This window comes from Aeromonas lusitana, from assembly GCF_002812985.1.
GTDB lineage: Bacteria > Pseudomonadota > Gammaproteobacteria > Enterobacterales > Aeromonadaceae > Aeromonas > Aeromonas lusitana.
In genome coordinates this window covers 154,492-171,246 of sequence record NZ_PGCP01000022.1, presented here as the reverse complement: position 1 = coordinate 171,246, position 16,755 = coordinate 154,492, and the positions used below count along the sequence as shown (strand labels likewise).

Here is a 16,755-nt window from a genome sequence, read left to right as displayed (position 1 = left end):
AAGAGACAGGTTTCTGGCCTTGTAGCAAGTGCATGAACTACTTACAAATTCAGTGATAGCGACCCACCTTACCGGTGACAGTCGTTATTCACGTCAGCTTTCCGAGATTGAAGAATTTGCCTGGCGGCCATAGCGCCGTGGAACCACCTGATCCCATGCCGAACTCAGAAGTGAAACGCGGTAGCGCCGATGGTAGTGTGGCATTCGCCATGCGAGAGTAGGACACTGCCAGGCACCCAATTAGAAGAAGCCCGCTCATCTGAGCGGGCTTTTTTATTGGCTGGGATGTGGGAATGGGCAGATATTTTGTCCATCCATAGCCTATTTATCAGACAGCCACATCGTAAAACCACATCCACTCAGTCAAACAAACTGCCTTCTAGGCCTCCAATTACCTATCTCCTGCCTCGTTTTCGCTCAACACGACCGGACTATCATTCCTGCCAAAACCCCCGGCCAGCCTGTGATTGGGGTTGTATCTGCATCATAACTCGGTAGAGTAAGGGCATTCCGGGTTTGCCTATGCCACGCCTTCAACTTCTCTCTGGCATAGGTGCCACCTGAACCGTTTTCATTCACCTTCAGTCAGTGGTATCGATATGGAACAAGTAAACAAGTCTACTTTCAGCGATGTGTTGGAATATGTGCGTATGTCCCGTCGTCAAAACAAACTCAAGCGTGAGATCGTCGACAACGAGAAGAAGATCCGTGATAACCAGAAGCGGGTGCTGCTGCTCGACAACCTGAGCGACTATATCAAGCCTGGTATGAGCATCGATGAAGTGCAGGCCATCATCGCCAACATGCGCGCCGATTACGAAGAGCGGGTCGACGATCACATCATCAAGAACGCCGAGCTCTCCAAGGAGCGCAAGGAGTTGAGCACCAGATTGAAAGGCATGAGCACCAGCAAATAAGACGGTTTTGCCATGCTTGAACACCGGCCCTTGGCCGGTGTTTCATTTTTACCCATCAGCTCGGATCTCTTGTCGCGCTGCAACAATCGACTCCCATTTTCACAATCGCCCTGTTAACATCGCATCAAAGCGCTCAATAGTTTTCAAGCCCTTGACTTGAAACGACTAAGCTTGAGTGAAAGACAATAAATTGCGCAACCATGGTGGGGCTAATATGGGCGCATCAAAACAGACGGATTTGAACAAAGTGGCATCTCAGGATTCATCCGTACCGCACGCGGACGGGCAACATAAGCGCAAGCGCCGTCCCTGGTGGCGCTGGTTGTTCTGTTTTATCTTTTTGCTTTGCCTGGCTGCCGCGATCGCCCTGCTGGGCTATGAGATGAAGACCTCCCGACTGCAGTCGCAGGAGATCTCTCATTACGCCGCCAAGCTGACCTATGAGCTGGAGCCCGGTCCCAGCAAGCAGATCACTTTCCCGGATGACGGCCCCTTCGACAAGCGCCTCGGTTATGTGCTGATGCCCATGATCCAGGAGCGGCTGATCCAGCGCGGCTATCAGGTGACTGAGCAGGTGCATTTCTCCGATGCGCTGTACAAGTACGCCAGCCATGGCTTCTTCGTGCCCTATACCGAGAAGGTGCAGGCGGGATTGACCCTGCACGACTGCCGTGCCGAGCCCTTCTATCAGTACAAGTATCCGACCCATTACTATCCGGACTTCAGCGCCATCCCACCTCTGGTCATACAGTCGCTGCTGTTCATTGAGAACCGGGATCTGTTGAGCAATGAGCAGCCCCTTGCCAACCCGGCCGTGGACTGGCCGCGCTTTGGCAAGGCTGCGCTCTCTCAGGTTGGCAAGGCGCTGGACATGCAGGATCAATCCGCTGGCGGCAGTACCCTCGCGACCCAGGTGGAGAAATACCGTCACTCTCCCGATGGGCTGACCCTGTCGCCGACCGAGAAGATCCGGCAGATGGTCTCGGCCAGCGTTCGCGCCTACCGGTTGGGGCCTGAGACCCTGGAAGCCCGCAAGCTGGTTGCCTGGGCCTATCTCAACTCGGTACCCCTCTCGGCAGCGCCTGGCTATGGCGAGGTACATGGGCTGGGAGATGGTCTCTGGGTCTGGTTCGGTGCCAATGTGGATGAGGTCAACCGTCTGCTGGATCCCGTCCGCAATCAGGACGCGACCCTAGCCGAGCGGGGACTGGCCCTGCGTCAGGTCGTCTCCCTGATGATCGCCCACCGTCGTCCTTCCTACTATTTGGCACAGGGGCGGGAGGCGTTGTCGACCCTGACTGACAGCTATCTGCGACTGTTCGTACAGGAGGGCATGATCACGCCGCCGCTGATGGAATCTGCGCTCAAGGCCAAACTGGTTTTCCGCGATTTCCTGCAGGCGCCGGCGATCACCCGGGTCAACAACAACAAGGGCTTGCAGGTGGCACGTACCCGCCTCAGTCGCCAGCTCGGGGTGCAGCTTTACGATCTGGACCGCATGGATCTGACGGCGGATACCACCCTCAACATGCCGCTGCAGAACGATATCTCTCGTTACCTGCAGCAGTTGGCGGATCCGACTTTCGCCGCCCAGGTGGGTCTGTTTGGTGAGCGCCTGCTCTCGCCGGAGAAGACCGGGGATGTGAAATACAGTTTCACCCTGTTCGAGAAGACGCCGGAAGGGGTCAAGGTGCGGGTGCAGACCGACAACACGGATCAGCCGTTCGACATCAACGAAGGCAGCAAGCTGGAGCTGGGCTCCACCGCCAAGCTGCGGGTGCTGACCACCTATCTGGAGATCGTCACCGAGCTGCATGACAGCTATGCCGAGATGCCAGCCGAGAGTCTGCGCAAGATTGAGGTCTCTAATCAGGACAACATCAGCCGCTGGGCCATCTCCTACCTGATGACGGCCAAGGACAAGAGCCTGCCTGTGATGCTGGAGGCTGCGCTGGATCGCAAGTATTCCGCGAGCCCCTATGAAGGCTTCTTCACCGGCGGCGGCATGCACACCTTCAACAACTTCCGCAAAGAGGATAATGGTCGCATTCCGCCTATTCGCGATGCGCTGCGGGAATCCATCAACCTGCCCTTCGTGCGGCTGATGCGCGACATAGTGCGCTACAGCCTCTACAAGGAAGGCAACCGCGCCCAGCTGCTCAAGGATGACAAGGATCCACGCCGCACCGAGTATCTGTCCAAGTTTGCCGACAAGGAGGGCCAGACCTATCTGCTGCGCTTCTGGCGCAAGTATCAGGGCAAGACCCCGGATGAGCGGCTGGATACCTTCCTGGATGGCCTCAAGCCCAGTGCGGTTCGACTCGCCGCCGTACATCGCTATCTGATGCCGGAAGCGTCGCAGGTGGACTTCGCCGCCTTCCTCGCGAAGCGATTGCCACGGGAGAAGCTGAGCGACAAGCGGGTTGAACAGCTCTACACCAGCTATGGGCCAGGTAAGTATTCACTGCCGGATCAGGGCTATATAGCGCGGGTGCACCCGCTCGAGCTGTGGCTGCTGTCGTATCTCAAGGAGTTCGACAAGGCGACCTTCGCCGATGCGGTCGCGGCCAGCCGTGACGAGCGTCAGGAGGTCTACAGCTGGCTGTTCAAGACCCGTCATCGCAGTGCCCGGGATAGCCGCATCCGCACCATGCTGGAGGTCGAGGCCTTCCTCGATATCCATCAACGCTGGGCACGGCTGGGATATCCCTTCGACCACCTGGTGCCGTCGCTTGCGACTGCTCTGGGCAGCTCGGGGGACAGGCCGGCGGCCCTGGCAGAGTTGATGGGGATCATCCAGAACGGCGGCATACGGGCACCGACCCAGCGCATCGAGTACTTGTCGTTTGCCAAGGGCACTCCCTTCGCCACCGTGTTCGAGCCGGCTAACGTGCAGGGCTCCAGGGTGATGGCGCCCGAGGTGGCGCAAGCCTTGCGCAATGCTCTCTCCAAGGTGGTGGAAGGGGGGACGGCGCGACGCATCGCCGGTGCCTTCGCCCTGCCGGATGGGACCATATTGCCGATGGGTGGCAAGACGGGGACGGGGGATAACCGGCTTGAGACAGTCGGGCGTTATGGCAACGTGACCAGCTCCTTGGCCCGTAACCGCACCGCGACCTTCGTCTTCTACATAGGCGACGATCACTTTGGTACCCTGACCGCCTATGTGCCGGGCAGCCAGTCGGACAAGTTCCGCTTCACCTCGGCGCTGCCGGTGCAGGTGCTCAAGGGCATGGCGCCGCTGTTGATGCCCTACCTGGAGCCGGGGACGCATACCCAGTGCATGGCGGGCAGTTGATGCATCGCCATAGCACATAAAAAACGGGGCCAGATTGGCCCCGTTTTGCTATCTACCGCTGACCCAGGGTCACCGGTGGTGAGTCATCACTCACAGCTGATCTTCGATCTCGCCGCGCAGATATTGATACATCTCGCGAAACGCCACCGGTGGCTTGTTGAGCTCCCGCTCCTTGTTAGCGGTGCGGATCAACTGGCGCAGCTTCTGGCGGTCCAGATCGTGGAACTGGGCCATCAGCTCGTTGAGGGCAGAATCCCCTTCGCTGATCAGCCGCTCACGCCACTGCTCCAGGCGGTGCAGACGGGCATTCACGGTGGAGTGACGCATCTTGATGATGGAGAGCGCCTCTTCGATCTGTGCCATGTCCCGGCTGCGCATCAGGCGGCCGATGAACTGCAGGTGGCGGCGGAAGGACTCGTCCTTCTTGGGTTTGAGCTTGCGACCCAGCTCGACGGCTTCGGCCAGCTCTTCATCCAGCGGGATCCGCTCCAGCTCGCTGGCACTCAGGGAGACTATCTCCTCACCCATCTTCTGCAAGGCTTCGGCGTCACGCTTGAGCTGGCTCTTGCTGGGGCCCCAATCGTCCTGTTCGTTGTCGTCTTGATACTGACTCATCGGTCTTTGATTCCTGTCATTCACGTTGGGGGATATGTTACCAGCTTCTCCCGCTGGGCGCAGGGGTCTGATATGCTTAGCCCCTTTCCTTCATACAGATGTGAGTTATGGACCAGCAAGACCAAATCCGCCAGGATCAAACCCATCTCGAGGCTGTCGTCGCCGAGGCTCTGGAGATCGCCAAGGGGTTGGGGGCCGGGCTGGCCGAAGTCTCCATCAGCAAGCAGACCGGCTTGTCGGTGAATACCCGGGGTTGTGAGCTGGAAAGCATCGAATTCAACAAGGATGGGGCGCTCGGTATCGCCGTCTACCGCGACGGCTGCAAGGGCTCCTCCTCCACCACGGATCTCGGCAAGGCTGCCATTCGTGCCGCCGTCGAGGCGGCAATGGAGATAGCGCGCCACACCTCCGCCGATGAGTATGCTGGCCTCGCCGATGCCGAGCTGCTGGCCTGGGACGCTCCCGACCTGCAACTCTGCCACCCCACCCTGCTGGATCCCCAGCACGGCATCGAGCTGGCCATCGAGTGCGAGCGCCTGGCGCTGGGCCGCGATGCCCGCATCAAGCACTCCGACGGCGCCAGCTTCTCCAGCCATCTGGGGGTCAAGGTGTATGGCAACAGCCACGGCTTCGTCAAAGGCTATGCCGCATCCCGCAACTCCCTGAGCTGTGTGTTGATCGGCGAGCAGGATGGCGACATGCAGCGGGACTACGGCTACTCCTCCAGCCGCACCCTGGGAGGGCTGTGGAGCCCGCAGCGCATCGCCGACGAGGCGGTGGAGCGTACCGTCTCCCGCCTGGGAGCCCGCAAGATCAGCACCCGCCATGCGCCCGTGCTGTTCCACCCAGATACCGCCGCCGGCCTCTGGGGCCATCTGGTGATGGCCATCAGTGGTGGCAACCTCTATCGCAAGTCGAGCTTCCTGCTGGACAAATTGGGTGAACAGGTGCTGCCGGACTGGCTGCATATCCAGGAGTTCCCGCATTTGCTTGGCGGTCTGGCCAGTACCCCGTTCGATGGGGAAGGGGTGCGCACCAGGGATATGGACATAGTGCGTGACGGTCGCCTGATGAGCTGGCTGCTCACCTCCTACTCGGCGCGCAAGCTGGGGTTGACCACCACGGGCCACGCCGGCGGCATTCACAACTGGCAGGTGTCGAACACGGGTCAGGACTTCCAGGGCATGCTCAAGGAGATGGGCACTGGCCTGCTGGTGACCGAGCTGATGGGGCAGGGCGTCAACATCGTCAACGGTGACTACTCCCGCGGTGCCGCCGGTTTCTGGGTGGAAAACGGCGAGATTGCGTATCCCGTGGAAGAAATCACTGTTGCAGGCAATCTATCCGATATGTTCAGCAATCTGGTCGCAGTGGGAACGGATGAAGATGAGCGCTCCAGCCTCAAGACCGGCTCGGTGCTGGTTGAGCAGATGAAGCTGGCGGGGCACTGAGCCCGGTTCCTGCCGACCCTGAGCCCATGCCATGAAAAAGGCCCCCGCAATGCGGGGGCCTTTTTCGTCATGAGCAGTGCTTAGCACTACAGCAAGCGAGGCATCAGTGGGTTTCTTTGACGCGCTCGATGCGACCGCCCAGGCCTTGCAGCTTGTGCTCGATATCTTCGTAGCCACGGTCGATGTGGTAGATGCGCTCGACCAGGGTGGTGCCTTCGGCGACGAAGCCGGCCAGTACCAGGCTGGCGGAGGCGCGCAGATCGGTGGCCATCACCTGGGCACCCTTGAGTTGCTCGGTGTCACGGCAGATGGCGACGTTGCCCTGCAGCTCGATGTCGGCGCCCATCCGTACCAGTTCCGGCACGTGCATGAAGCGGTTCTCGAAGATGGTCTCGGTGACCATGCCGGTGCCCTTGGCGACGGCGTTCAGCACTGTGAACTGTGCCTGCATGTCGGTCGGGAAGGCCGGGTAGGGAGCCGTCTTGATGGTGACCGGCTTGAGGGTACGGCCCGTCATGTCGAGGGTGATCCAGTCCGGGCCCTTCTCGATGGCGGCGCCCGCCTCTTCCAGCTTGACCAGCACGGCTTCCAGCAGGGAGGGGTCAGTCTTGCGGCAGGTGATCTTGCCACCGGTCACGGCGGCACCCACCAGGAAGGTGCCGGTCTCGATGCGATCCGGCTGGACGCTGTAGCTGCCACCGTGCAGGCGCTCGACCCCATCGATGGTCAGGGTGTCGGTGCCGGCACCCTGGATCTTGGCGCCCAGAGCGTTGAGGAAGTGGGCGAGATCAACGACTTCCGGCTCACGCGCGGCGTTCTCGATCACGGTGCGACCGTCCGCCAGGGTGGCGGCCATCATCAGGTTCTCGGTACCGGTGACGGAGATCATGTCCATCAGGATGTGGGCACCCTTGAGGCGACCATCGACCCGGGCCTTGATGTAACCATCTTCGATGGCGATCTTGGCGCCCATCAGCTCTAGGCCGTGTACGTGCAGGTTGACCGGACGGGCACCGATGGCGCAGCCGCCGGGCAGGGAGACGTCAGCCGCCCCGAAGCGGGCCGCCAGCGGACCCAGTGCCAGGATGGAGGCACGCATGGTCTTCACCAGCTCGTAGGGGGCGACATGGTTGTTCACTGCACCGGTCAGCACGGTCACGTTGCCGTTGACCTTGGTGCTGGCGCCCAGCATCTCCAGCAGCTTGAGGGTAGTGCCCACGTCCTTGAGGCGCGGCACGTTGGAGAGTTGGATCTCCTCATCACACAGCAGGGTGGCGAACAGGATCGGCAGGGCGGCGTTTTTGGCACCGGAGATGGTCACTTCACCGGAGAGGGTGCAGGGGCCGGTGATCTTGAATTTGTCCATTTACTTAGATACCAAATCAGGAGGGCAGTAGGAATTTACGTTCGCGCTTCCATTCGGCATCGGTAAAGGCCTTGATGGAGAGTGCGTGGATGGCGTTGCTGGCGATCTTGTCCATCAGGGGAGCATAGATGGCCTGCTGTTTCTTGACCCGGCTCATACCGTCAAACATGTCACCGACGGCGATCACTTGGTAGTGACTACCGTCGCCTTTGACATGGACTTCGGACAATGGCAAGGCCTCAAGGAGTATCGCTTCAATTTCAGAGACTTGCATTACGCGTCCTCAGTGTTGGGCGGGGTTGATTGAAACAAATCGGCCACCCCGTACAGGTTGGCCAAGGTATGAAAATCACGAGAGGCGCCGACCAGTCGTGGTGTGGCGCCCCGTGCCAGGGTGGCTTTGGCCCATTTGACCAGCAGGGCCAGACCGGCAGAATCCAGGGTGGTGACATCACCGAGCTCCAGCTCGTCATCTTGCCACCACTCTGCCCGGCGTTGCCACAGCTCATTGACCTGTGGCGCCTGCAGCTCACCGCTTAATTTCATGATTTGATGACCAGGGGCTTGGCGTTGTGCTCGCGCAACTGGGCGATCACCGCATCTATGCCATTCTGGCGGATGAGGCCGCCGAGCTCGTTCTGCTTGGCAGAGAGCAGGCTGATGCCTTCGGCGACCATGTCGAACGCCTTCCACTCGCCGGTCTTGTTGTTCTTGCGCAGCTTGAACTCGAGGAAGATGTCCGGCTTGCCGGCCTCTTTCACGCTGACGTTGACGGCGGTGATGTTGCTGTCACCCGGGGCCTTGCCCGGCTGGACCTTGACGGTCTGCTTGTCGAAGTGGGCGAGGGCATCGGCGTAGGAGCTCACCATGTACTCGGTGAACACCTCGACGAAGGCATCACGCTGAGCCGGGGTGGTCTCCTTGATCTGGTTGCCAAGCACCTTGTAGGCGGCGAAGCGATTATCCACGTAGGGCAGCAGCTCTTCACGGATGATCACGCGCAGGTGATCTGGATTGCTCTTGACCTGAGCCTGGTCTGACTTGAGGCGGGCGAAGGTCTGTTGAGCCGCCTGATCCACCAGGGCATAAGGATCCGAGGTGTTGGCTGCAGCCAGGGTGGCGGCAGAGAACAACATGCTGGTAATCAGACCCAGCAGCAGGGCGATCTTCTTGAACATGGTTACTCCTTGGTTGCTGGCGGATTGGTGGCTGGTGTGGACTGGCTATAGAGGAACTTGCCAATCAGGTCTTCCAGTACGATGGCGGATTTGGTGTCTTCGATCATGTCGCCATCCTTGAGCATGTTGGTGCCCATCTCCTCGTCGGTGAAACCGGGAGCCAGGCCGACATATTGCTCGCCGAGCAGACCCGAGGTCAGGATGGAGAGGGTGCTGGTCTCGGAAAACTCACCGGCACTTTTTTGCATCTGCAAGGAGACGATGGGCACCTGACTCTTGGCGTCCAAGGTGATGTCGCTGACCCGACCGACCACGACCCCACCGACCTTGACCGGTGAACGTACTTTCAGGCCGCCGATATTATCGAAATGGGCGCGCAGGGTATAGGTTTCTCCTTCCGGTTTGAAACTCAAACCAGCGACTTGCAGTGCCAGTGCCAAAATGGCCGCGATGCCAGCCAGCATGAAGGCGCCAACCAGGAATTCTACTTTGCTGAACTTCATCTTTACCTTACCCAAACATGACAGCGGTGAGTATAAAATCCAGACCGAGCACGGCCAGGGATGAGTGGACTACGGTACGGGTCGTCGCCTGACTGATCCCGGCCGAGGTCGGCTTGGCATCATAGCCATTAAAGAGCGCAATCCAGGTGACCACCAGGGCGAAGATGATGCTCTTTATCGCCCCCTGCATGATGTCATCCTGCCAGTCGACGGAGGCCTGCATGGCGGACCAGAAGCTGCCCTCGTCCACCCCCAGCCAGTCGACCCCGACCAGCTTGCCACCGAAGATGCCGATCAGGCTGAACATGAAGGCCAGCAGCGGCATGCTGATGACCCCGGCCCAGAAGCGGGGCGCCACCACCCGGCGCAGTGGATCCACCGCCATCATCTCCAGGCTCGAGAGCTGCTCTGTGGCCTTCATCAGGCCTATCTCGGCGGTCAGCGCGGAGCCGGCCCGGCCGGCGAACAAGAGGGCGGTGACCACGGGCCCGAGCTCACGGAGCAGGGAGAGAGAGACCAGGGGACCCAGGCTCTGCTCGGCGCCGAAGTCCTTCAATACGTTGTAGCCCTGCAAAGAGAGCACCATGCCGATGAACAATCCCGATACCAGTATGATGGCGACGGATTGCACCCCCACCACATAGAGCTGCTGGATCAGCAGGGGGAAGTGCTTGCGCGGCTGGGGCCGGCCCGCCAGCGCATGAAACAGCATGATGGTGGCGCGGCCGATGGCGTTGATAAAACGCACCCCGCTGCGGCCCAGCTTGCTTATTTGAGTCGTCAACATCACAGATCCTGTAGCAGATCGCCTGCCGGAAAATGAAACGGAACAGGACCGTCTGGCAATCCCCGCAGGAACTGTTCGACTTCCGGATTGTGCTCCTCGCGAAGCTGGGCCGGCGTACCATGGGCCACCACCCTGCGGTTGGCGATGATGTAGGCGTAGTCGGCGATACTCAGCACCTCTTTCACGTCATGGGTAACGATGACGGAGGTGATGCCGAGGGCATCGTTCAGCTCCTTGATGAGCTTGACCAGCACCGCCATTGTGATGGGATCCTGGCCGACGAACGGCTCGTCATACATGATGAGATCCGGATCCAGGGCGATGGATCTGGCCAGCGCGGCGCGGCGCGCCATGCCGCCGGAGAGCTCGGATGGCATCAGCCTGGCGGCCCCGCGCAGCCCCACGGCCTGCAGCTTCATCATGACGATGGTATGGATCAGTTCCTCCGGCAGGCCTGAATGTTCCCGCAGCGGGAAGGCCACGTTGTCGAACACCGTCATGCCGGTGAACAGGGCGCCGCTCTGGAACAGCATGCTCATCCGCTTGCGCACCTCGTACAGGCGCGAGCGGGAGAGGGTGGGAATGTCGTCCCCGTCGAACAGGATGTGACCCGATTCAGGTTTCAGCTGGCCACCGATCAGCCGCAGCAAGGTGGTCTTGCCGATGCCACTCGGTCCCATGACGGCGGTGACCTTGCCTCGGGGAATGGTCAGGTTGATCCTGTCGTACAGCAACCTATCTCCGTGACTGAAGGTCAGGTCGGAGATGGTGATCAGGTCATTGTTCAAACAAATGTCCATCCGGTATAAAAGAAGAGCGAATTTTATGGGCTAGTCTAGGTCTAAGCAACAGCAAGGAACAACTATTGAGCGCATAACACCCCCAAAAGCGCGACAGTTTTATGTAACAACATGCGTCAGCCAGGGAACGACCCCGCATCCGATTCGCTTATCTCGACAGACTTTTTTATAATCCCGCAGCAAATCTCGGCCCGGAGCTGTGTCTTTATGTCTGCAAAGCCTGAAAAAGTGTCAGAACTGTTCGATTTTCGTCGCAGTGCCCGCGCGGTGCTGGACATTGAAAAGCAAGCCATTGATGGTCTCTACCAGTACCTCGACGAGCATTTCGACAAGGCCTGCGAGATGGTGCTGCGCTGCGGCGGCAAGATAGTGGTCACCGGCATGGGCAAGTCTGGCCATGTGGGCAACAAGATAGCCGCGACCCTGGCCAGCACAGGCACTCCCGCCTTCTTCCTGCATCCGGGCGAAGCCAGCCACGGTGATCTGGGGATGATCTCCGCAGGGGATCTCATCATCGCCATCTCCAACTCCGGCGAGAGCGACGAGATCCTGGCCCTGCTGCCGGTGCTCAAGCGCCGTGGCATACCGCTCATCTGCATGACCGGCAACCCGACATCGACCATGGCCAAAGAGGCCAATGTGCACCTGTGCATCAAGGTCGACAAGGAGGCCTGCCCGCTCGGTCTGGCGCCGACCTCCAGCACCACGGCGACCCTGGTGATGGGGGATGCGCTGGCGGTGGCCCTGCTGGAAGCCCGTGGCTTCACCGCCGACGACTTCGCGCTGTCCCATCCGGGCGGCTCGCTCGGCAAGCGACTGCTGTTGCGAGTCGGCGATCTGATGCACAGCGGTGAGCTGTTGCCCCGGGTGGGGATAGATGCCACCATCAGCCAGGCGCTGCTGGAAGTGAGCCGCAAGGGCCTCGGCATGACGGCGGTCGTGGACGAGCAGGGTGTGCTGGCGGGTCTGTTCACCGACGGTGACCTGCGCCGGATCCTGGATCTGCAGGTGGATATCCATCACACCTCGATCGCCAAGGTAATGACGGCCAACTGTGTTACCGTAGGATCAGAGATGATGGCGGCCGAAGCCGTCAAACTGATGGAAACCAGAAAGATTAACGGATTGCTGGTGGTGGATGGGGAGCGGCGGCCGCTGGGCGCCTTCAACATGCACGACCTGCTCAAAGCCGGGGTGATTTGATGCAAGATGTACCGACCCTCTATGGTCCGGTGACGCGCAGCCAGTATGAGAAGGCGGCGCAGATCCGCCTGCTGGTGTGCGACGTGGATGGGGTGCTCTCCAACGGCTTCATCTACATGGGCAACCATGGCGAAGAGCTGAAGACCTTCTGCACCCGCGATGGGGCCGGCATGCGCGCCTTGCTCAACGCAGGCATCGAGATCGCCATCATCACCGGGCGCAGCTCCCGCATCGTCAGCGATCGGATGAAGGGCCTGGGGGTGCAACATCTGGTGCAGGGGGCGGATCAGAAGCTGCCCCACTTCGAGGCGCTACTCGCCCAACTCGGTCTGGATGCGTCCCAGGCGGCGTATATGGGGGATGACACCATAGATCTGCCGGTGATGGCGGCCTGTGGCCTGGGTATCGCGGTGGCGGATGCGCACCCGCTGGTGCTGGCCCGCGCCGATCTGATCACCCGTCTGGGAGGCGGCGTCGGCGCGGTGCGCGAGGTGTGCGATCTCATCTTGCAGGCGCAGGGACTCGGTGATTACCAGCCCGAGGCGTCCGTATGAACCGACAGACACTGCTGTTCGGCCTGCTGTTTCTGGTGGCTTTGGCTGCCTGGCAGCTCGGTGACATCGAATTGGCGCCGCAAGAGACCACCAAGGTAGAGAATTATCAGCCTGACTTCACCGCCAAGAACCTGGTCACCACCCGTTTCAACGAGCAGGGCAAGCGGACCGAGCGGATGGAATCGCAGTTTGCCGAGTATTTCCAGATCCTCGAGCAGGCGACCTTCGAGAAGCCGGTGATCTACCTGTTCGACGAGCAGGGAGAGGCCGAGTGGAAGGTGACGGCGGACACGGGCGTGCTCAATACCGATGACAACGTGATCCTGCGGGACAAGGTGCATCTGGATGGTTTGCTGCCAACCTCTTTTATCTCCACCCTGGATACCCCATATCTGGAGATGGATCTGGTGACCCAGGACGTGAGAAGCAATCAGCACATCAGTATCGTCGGTCAGGAATTCCAGACCGAGGGCGTTGGCCTCAAGGGCCACCTGGAACGTAAATATTTCGAATTACTGGATAAAGGCCATGCCATTTATTTCAATGAAAAACGCTAATCTGGCGCTCGCCGCCTTGCTGCTGTGCGGCGCCGTGAACGCCAAAGAGTCCGACTTTACCGAAAAGGTCTATGTGGACGCGGTCAAACAGGTGGCCGAGATGCAGGACAATCGCGTCACCTTCAGCGAGGATGTGCTCATCACTCAGGGCACCATCAAGATCAAGGCCGACAAGGTGGTGGTGATCCGCTCCGGCGAGAAGGGTGCCGAGGTGATGACCGCCTACGGCAATCCGGCCACCTTCTTCCAGATCCTGGATAACGGCAAGCCGGTCAACGCCCATGGCAACAGCATTCGCTACGAGTTGAAGAACCGCCTGGTGACCATCACAGGTAACGGTCAACTCAAGCAGGAAGACAGCCAGGTCAACGGCGACCTCATTCGCTATGACATAGTGAAACAGAAGATGATCGCCGAGAGCAAGGGTCCGACCCAGCGCGTCAAGACGGTGTTCCTGCCGGATCAGGTCGAGAACTTCGACAAGCCCGCCGATCAGAAGAAGAAGTAGGAAACAGCATCCATGGCAGTGTTAAAAGCAGTGGGCTTGCAGAAGAGCTACAAGCGCCGCATGGTGGTGAGCGATGTGAGCCTGGAAGTGGGCACGGGTCAGATAGTGGGGCTGCTGGGCCCCAACGGGGCGGGCAAGACCACCTCCTTCTACATGATCGTGGGCCTGGTACAGCGGGACGCCGGCCTCATCACCATAGACGATCAGGACATCAGCCTGCAGCCCATGCATATCCGGGCCCGCAACGGCATCGGCTATCTGCCGCAGGAGGCCTCGATCTTCCGCCGCCTGTCGGTGTTCGACAACCTGATGGGGGTCATGCAGACCCGCAAGGGTCTGAGCCGCGAAGAGCGGGAAGACAAGGTCGAGCAACTGCTGGAAGAGTTCAACATCACCCATATTCGCGACAGCCTGGGGCAGAGTCTCTCGGGCGGGGAACGGCGACGGGTCGAGATTGCCCGGGCACTGGCGGCAGAGCCGAGGTTTATTCTGCTGGACGAGCCTTTTGCAGGGGTTGATCCTATTTCCGTCATAGACATCAAGAAGATCATCCAACATCTGAAAGAACGTGGCCTGGGCGTGCTGATCACCGACCACAACGTCCGGGAGACCCTGGACGTGTGCGAGAAGGCCTATATCGTCAGCCATGGCCAGATGATTGCCGAAGGCGCCCCGGCGGATATCCTCGCCGATGAGCAGGTCAAGCGCGTCTATTTGGGCGATCAATTCAGTCTATAGTAAGGGGGCATCCCTCATTTTTGTTGGGTGACTGCCTCGCTGAACATAAGGATATCCCGACGTAGATGAAGCCGACATTACAGTTGCGTCTCGGTCAATCCCTGACCATGACGCCACAATTACAACAAGCGATTCGTCTGCTCCAGCTCTCCACTCTGGAACTCCAGCAGGAGATTCAGCAAGCGCTCGACAACAACCCCTTGCTGGAGCAAGAGGAGAGCGAGACGCAGGAAACCAATCCGACCGAGGTACAGGACGTCAGTCAACTTGACTCCAGCGATGCCATGGCCCAGGACAAGATGCCGGATGAACTGCCGGTGGATACCACCTGGGACGAGGTCTATTCGGCCGGCACGGCCCAGAGCGCAGGCCCCATCCACGATGGGGAAGACAGCGTCTATCAGGGGGAAACCACCGAGAACCTGCAGGACTATCTGCTGTGGCAGATGCGACTGACGCCGTTCAGCGATCTGGATGCCGCCATCGCCCTCGCCATCATCGACGCCATCGACGAATCCGGCTATTTGACTGCTTCTCTCGAAGATATTCAGCTTGCAGTCAGCAGTGAAGAGGTAGAAGTCGAACTGGATGAAGTCGAAGCCGTGCTCAAGCGGGTGCAGCATTTCGATCCCATTGGCATCGCGGCCCGTTCGGTGCGGGAGTGTCTGCTGATCCAGCTTGGCCAGTTCCCGTCCGATCTGCCCTGGCTCAGCGAGGCGAGGGAGGTGATCAGCGAACACATGGATTTGCTTGGCAATCGCGACTATCGCACCCTGGCCCGCAAGACCCGGCTCAAGGAGAGCGACCTCAAGGAGGTGCTGGATCTCATCCAGCAGCTGGAGCCGAGACCGGGCAACGGTGTCATCCAGAGCGAGTCTCAATACGTGATCCCGGACGTGTCCGTGGTCAAGAAGGGTTACAAGTGGGTGGTTGAGCTGAACCCGGATTCGGCGCCGCGCATTCGCGTCAACGAGACGTATGCGGCCATGGCCCGCAACGCGCGCAGCAGTACGGATACCCAGTTTATCCGCTCCCACCTGCAGGAAGCCAAGTGGTTCATCAAGAGTCTGGAGAGTCGGAACGACACCCTGCTTAAGGTGGCCAGCTGCATCGTCGAGCAGCAGCAGGGCTTTTTCGAATACGGTGAAGAGGCCATGAAGCCCATGGTGCTCAACGACATCGCCGAGGCGGTGGAGATGCACGAGTCGACGATTTCGCGGGTGACAACCCAGAAGTACATGCATACGCCCCGCGGCATTTTTGAACTGAAGTTTTTCTTCTCCAGTCATGTCAGTACGGAGGGAGGAGGAGAGTGCTCATCGACCGCTATTCGCGCTCTGATCAAGAAGCTGGTGACGGCGGAAAACCCCGCCAAGCCGCTTAGTGATAGCAAGATCGCGGATTTGCTGGCCGAACAGGGTATTATGGTGGCGAGACGCACGATCGCAAAGTACCGTGAATCCTTGTTGATCCCGCCATCCAATCAGCGCAAACGCCTGGTTTAGGCAAACAAAAGGAAGACGTTATGCAAATTAACCTGACCGGACACCATGTCGAGATTACCGAAGCTCTGCGTGATTATGTGAACAACAAATTTGCCAAACTCGAGCGTCACTTTGACCATATCAACAACGTACATGTGGTGTTGAGCGTCGAAAAACTGAACCAGATTGCCGAAGCCAAGCTGCATGTCAGCGGGGGTGAGGTGTTCGCCAATTCGGAGCATGCCGACATGTATGCTGCGATTGATACCCTGCTGGACAAGTTGGATCGGCAGATCATCAAGCACAAAGATAAGTTAAATCAAAAATAACTATGCAACTTGAACACATACTGAGTCGGGACTGCACCAAGAGTGCGGTCCCTTGTACCAGCAAGAAACGCGCCCTCGAGATCATCAGTGAATTGGCCGCAGAGCGCCTCGGCACCTCCCGTCAGGTGTTGTTCGAGAGCCTGCTGGCGCGGGAAAAGATGGGCAGTACCGGGATCGGTGCCGGTATCGCCATTCCCCATGGCCGGATCGACGACGCCTTCGCGCCGACCGCCGTGCTGATGACCTTCTCCGAACCCATCCCTTTCGATTCGATCGACAATCAACCGGTCGACCTGCTCTTTGCATTGCTGGTGCCACAGAGCGAGTGCAAGCAACATCTCAAGACACTTTCCCTGATGGCATCCAAGCTGGGTGACAAGGCCGTCTGCCGCCAGTTGCGCCAGGCGACCAGCGACGAAGAACTCTACCAGATCATGACCTCGGCCTGATGCCGGGCATGACGCAGC

19 protein-coding genes and 1 rRNA gene are annotated in these 16,755 nt (G+C 59.5%); 12 read left to right on the top strand and 8 right to left on the bottom strand.

Going from position 1 to position 16,755, the window contains the following annotated elements; genetic code table 11:
- The first annotated feature begins 119 nt into the window (after positions 1-119).
- The 3 genes from rrf (at position 120) to CUC44_RS14920 (ending at position 4,215) form a co-directional block, all read left to right on the top strand.
- Positions 120-234, top strand: a 5S ribosomal RNA gene (gene rrf, locus CUC44_RS14930).
- 365 nt (positions 235-599) lie between these two features.
- Complete coding sequence (tmaR, locus tag CUC44_RS14925) at positions 600-917, top strand: PTS system regulator TmaR (protein WP_100860694.1); 318 nt, start codon at positions 600-602, stop codon at positions 915-917.
- 214 nt (positions 918-1,131) lie between these two features.
- On the top strand, positions 1,132-4,215 hold the full coding sequence (locus CUC44_RS14920) for a transglycosylase domain-containing protein (protein WP_100860693.1): 3,084 nt from the start codon (positions 1,132-1,134) through the stop codon (positions 4,213-4,215).
- Between the two features lie 90 nt (positions 4,216-4,305).
- Here CUC44_RS14920 and yjgA read toward each other — a convergent pair whose 3' ends face one another.
- On the bottom strand, positions 4,306-4,830 hold the full coding sequence (yjgA, locus tag CUC44_RS14915) for a ribosome biogenesis factor YjgA (RefSeq protein ID WP_100860692.1): 525 nt from the start codon (positions 4,828-4,830) through the stop codon (positions 4,306-4,308).
- A gap of 107 nt (positions 4,831-4,937) precedes the next feature.
- Between yjgA and pmbA the strand changes: the two genes are divergently transcribed.
- A complete protein-coding gene (pmbA, locus tag CUC44_RS14910; protein ID WP_100860691.1) occupies positions 4,938-6,281 on the top strand; it encodes a metalloprotease PmbA in 1,344 nt (447 codons plus the stop codon).
- A 103-nt stretch (positions 6,282-6,384) separates the two neighbouring features.
- On the opposite strand, the gene murA is transcribed toward pmbA, so the two are convergent.
- The 7 genes from murA to mlaF are packed head-to-tail and all read right to left on the bottom strand — an operon-like array spanning position 6,385 to position 10,915.
- On the bottom strand, positions 6,385-7,647 hold the full coding sequence (murA, locus tag CUC44_RS14905; protein ID WP_100860690.1) for a UDP-N-acetylglucosamine 1-carboxyvinyltransferase: 1,263 nt from the start codon (positions 7,645-7,647) through the stop codon (positions 6,385-6,387).
- 16 nt (positions 7,648-7,663) lie between these two features.
- On the bottom strand, positions 7,664-7,921 hold the full coding sequence (gene ibaG / locus CUC44_RS14900; protein ID WP_005306001.1) for a BolA family iron metabolism protein IbaG: 258 nt from the start codon (positions 7,919-7,921) through the stop codon (positions 7,664-7,666).
- Entirely contained in the window at positions 7,921-8,193 is a 273-nt protein-coding gene (locus CUC44_RS14895) for an STAS domain-containing protein (RefSeq protein ID WP_100860689.1), read from the bottom strand. Before CUC44_RS14895 ends, ibaG begins: the two co-directional genes overlap by 1 nt.
- Positions 8,190-8,825, bottom strand: coding sequence for a phospholipid-binding protein MlaC (mlaC, locus tag CUC44_RS14890; RefSeq protein WP_100860688.1), 636 nt, complete (start codon positions 8,823-8,825; stop codon positions 8,190-8,192). Before mlaC ends, CUC44_RS14895 begins: the two co-directional genes overlap by 4 nt.
- 2 nt (positions 8,826-8,827) lie before the next feature.
- Entirely contained in the window at positions 8,828-9,328 is a 501-nt protein-coding gene (mlaD, locus tag CUC44_RS14885) for an outer membrane lipid asymmetry maintenance protein MlaD (protein ID WP_100860687.1), read from the bottom strand.
- Between the two features lie 7 nt (positions 9,329-9,335).
- Positions 9,336-10,115: a lipid asymmetry maintenance ABC transporter permease subunit MlaE gene (gene mlaE / locus CUC44_RS14880; RefSeq protein WP_100860686.1), complete on the bottom strand. Its 780-nt coding sequence runs from the start codon at positions 10,113-10,115 to the stop codon at positions 9,336-9,338.
- Positions 10,115-10,915: a phospholipid ABC transporter ATP-binding protein MlaF gene (gene mlaF / locus CUC44_RS14875; protein WP_100860685.1), complete on the bottom strand. Its 801-nt coding sequence runs from the start codon at positions 10,913-10,915 to the stop codon at positions 10,115-10,117. The genes mlaE and mlaF overlap by 1 nt, the downstream gene beginning before the upstream one ends.
- Positions 10,916-11,122: 207 nt before the next feature.
- Between mlaF and CUC44_RS14870 the strand changes: the two genes are divergently transcribed.
- The 8 genes from CUC44_RS14870 (at position 11,123) to ptsN (ending at position 16,737) form a co-directional block, all read left to right on the top strand.
- Complete coding sequence (locus CUC44_RS14870) at positions 11,123-12,118, top strand: KpsF/GutQ family sugar-phosphate isomerase (protein WP_100860684.1); 996 nt, start codon at positions 11,123-11,125, stop codon at positions 12,116-12,118.
- Positions 12,118-12,672 (top strand): 3-deoxy-manno-octulosonate-8-phosphatase KdsC, encoded by a 555-nt coding sequence (kdsC, locus tag CUC44_RS14865; protein ID WP_100860683.1) that lies wholly within the window; start codon positions 12,118-12,120, stop codon positions 12,670-12,672. The genes CUC44_RS14870 and kdsC overlap by 1 nt, the downstream gene beginning before the upstream one ends.
- Complete coding sequence (gene lptC, locus CUC44_RS14860) at positions 12,669-13,229, top strand: LPS export ABC transporter periplasmic protein LptC (protein WP_100860682.1); 561 nt, start codon at positions 12,669-12,671, stop codon at positions 13,227-13,229. The genes kdsC and lptC overlap by 4 nt, the downstream gene beginning before the upstream one ends.
- Positions 13,216-13,737, top strand: coding sequence for a lipopolysaccharide transport periplasmic protein LptA (gene lptA, locus CUC44_RS14855; protein ID WP_100860681.1), 522 nt, complete (start codon positions 13,216-13,218; stop codon positions 13,735-13,737). Before lptC ends, lptA begins: the two co-directional genes overlap by 14 nt.
- A gap of 12 nt (positions 13,738-13,749) precedes the next feature.
- The gene (gene lptB, locus CUC44_RS14850) at positions 13,750-14,475 is read left to right on the top strand and encodes an LPS export ABC transporter ATP-binding protein (RefSeq protein ID WP_100860680.1); all 726 of its coding nucleotides are present in this window, start codon (positions 13,750-13,752) and stop codon (positions 14,473-14,475) included.
- Between the two features lie 65 nt (positions 14,476-14,540).
- Entirely contained in the window at positions 14,541-15,980 is a 1,440-nt protein-coding gene (locus tag CUC44_RS14845) for an RNA polymerase factor sigma-54 (RefSeq protein ID WP_100860679.1), read from the top strand.
- A 20-nt stretch (positions 15,981-16,000) separates the two neighbouring features.
- Positions 16,001-16,288, top strand: coding sequence for a ribosome hibernation promoting factor (gene hpf / locus CUC44_RS14840; RefSeq protein WP_042001473.1), 288 nt, complete (start codon positions 16,001-16,003; stop codon positions 16,286-16,288).
- A gap of 2 nt (positions 16,289-16,290) precedes the next feature.
- Positions 16,291-16,737, top strand: a complete 447-nt coding sequence (gene ptsN, locus CUC44_RS14835) for a PTS IIA-like nitrogen regulatory protein PtsN (RefSeq protein WP_100860678.1) — start codon at positions 16,291-16,293, stop codon at positions 16,735-16,737.
- The last annotated feature ends 18 nt before the right edge of the window (positions 16,738-16,755 follow it).

Bases quoted from the DNA above. Each gene is read 5' to 3' on its own strand.
- lptA (WP_100860681.1), top strand. From the start codon at position 13,216: ATGAAAAACGCTAATCTGGCGCTCGCCGCCTTGCTGCTGTGCGGCGCC.
- lptC (WP_100860682.1), top strand. From the start codon at position 12,669: ATGAACCGACAGACACTGCTGTTCGGCCTGCTGTTTCTGGTGGCTTTG.
- hpf (WP_042001473.1), top strand. From the start codon at position 16,001: ATGCAAATTAACCTGACCGGACACCATGTCGAGATTACCGAAGCTCTG.
- ptsN (WP_100860678.1), top strand. From the start codon at position 16,291: ATGCAACTTGAACACATACTGAGTCGGGACTGCACCAAGAGTGCGGTC.
- lptB (WP_100860680.1), top strand. From the start codon at position 13,750: ATGGCAGTGTTAAAAGCAGTGGGCTTGCAGAAGAGCTACAAGCGCCGC.
- CUC44_RS14870 (WP_100860684.1), top strand. From the start codon at position 11,123: ATGTCTGCAAAGCCTGAAAAAGTGTCAGAACTGTTCGATTTTCGTCGC.
- mlaC (WP_100860688.1), bottom strand. From the start codon at position 8,825: ATGTTCAAGAAGATCGCCCTGCTGCTGGGTCTGATTACCAGCATGTTG.
- CUC44_RS14895 (WP_100860689.1), bottom strand. From the start codon at position 8,193: ATGAAATTAAGCGGTGAGCTGCAGGCGCCACAGGTCAATGAGCTGTGG.
- ibaG (WP_005306001.1), bottom strand. From the start codon at position 7,921: ATGCAAGTCTCTGAAATTGAAGCGATACTCCTTGAGGCCTTGCCATTG.
- kdsC (WP_100860683.1), top strand. From the start codon at position 12,118: ATGCAAGATGTACCGACCCTCTATGGTCCGGTGACGCGCAGCCAGTAT.
- CUC44_RS14845 (WP_100860679.1), top strand. From the start codon at position 14,541: ATGAAGCCGACATTACAGTTGCGTCTCGGTCAATCCCTGACCATGACG.
- murA (WP_100860690.1), bottom strand. From the start codon at position 7,647: ATGGACAAATTCAAGATCACCGGCCCCTGCACCCTCTCCGGTGAAGTG.
- tmaR (WP_100860694.1), top strand. From the start codon at position 600: ATGGAACAAGTAAACAAGTCTACTTTCAGCGATGTGTTGGAATATGTG.
- mlaD (WP_100860687.1), bottom strand. From the start codon at position 9,328: ATGAAGTTCAGCAAAGTAGAATTCCTGGTTGGCGCCTTCATGCTGGCT.
- CUC44_RS14920 (WP_100860693.1), top strand. From the start codon at position 1,132: ATGGGCGCATCAAAACAGACGGATTTGAACAAAGTGGCATCTCAGGAT.
- mlaE (WP_100860686.1), bottom strand. From the start codon at position 10,115: ATGTTGACGACTCAAATAAGCAAGCTGGGCCGCAGCGGGGTGCGTTTT.
- mlaF (WP_100860685.1), bottom strand. From the start codon at position 10,915: ATGGACATTTGTTTGAACAATGACCTGATCACCATCTCCGACCTGACC.
- pmbA (WP_100860691.1), top strand. From the start codon at position 4,938: ATGGACCAGCAAGACCAAATCCGCCAGGATCAAACCCATCTCGAGGCT.
- yjgA (WP_100860692.1), bottom strand. From the start codon at position 4,830: ATGAGTCAGTATCAAGACGACAACGAACAGGACGATTGGGGCCCCAGC.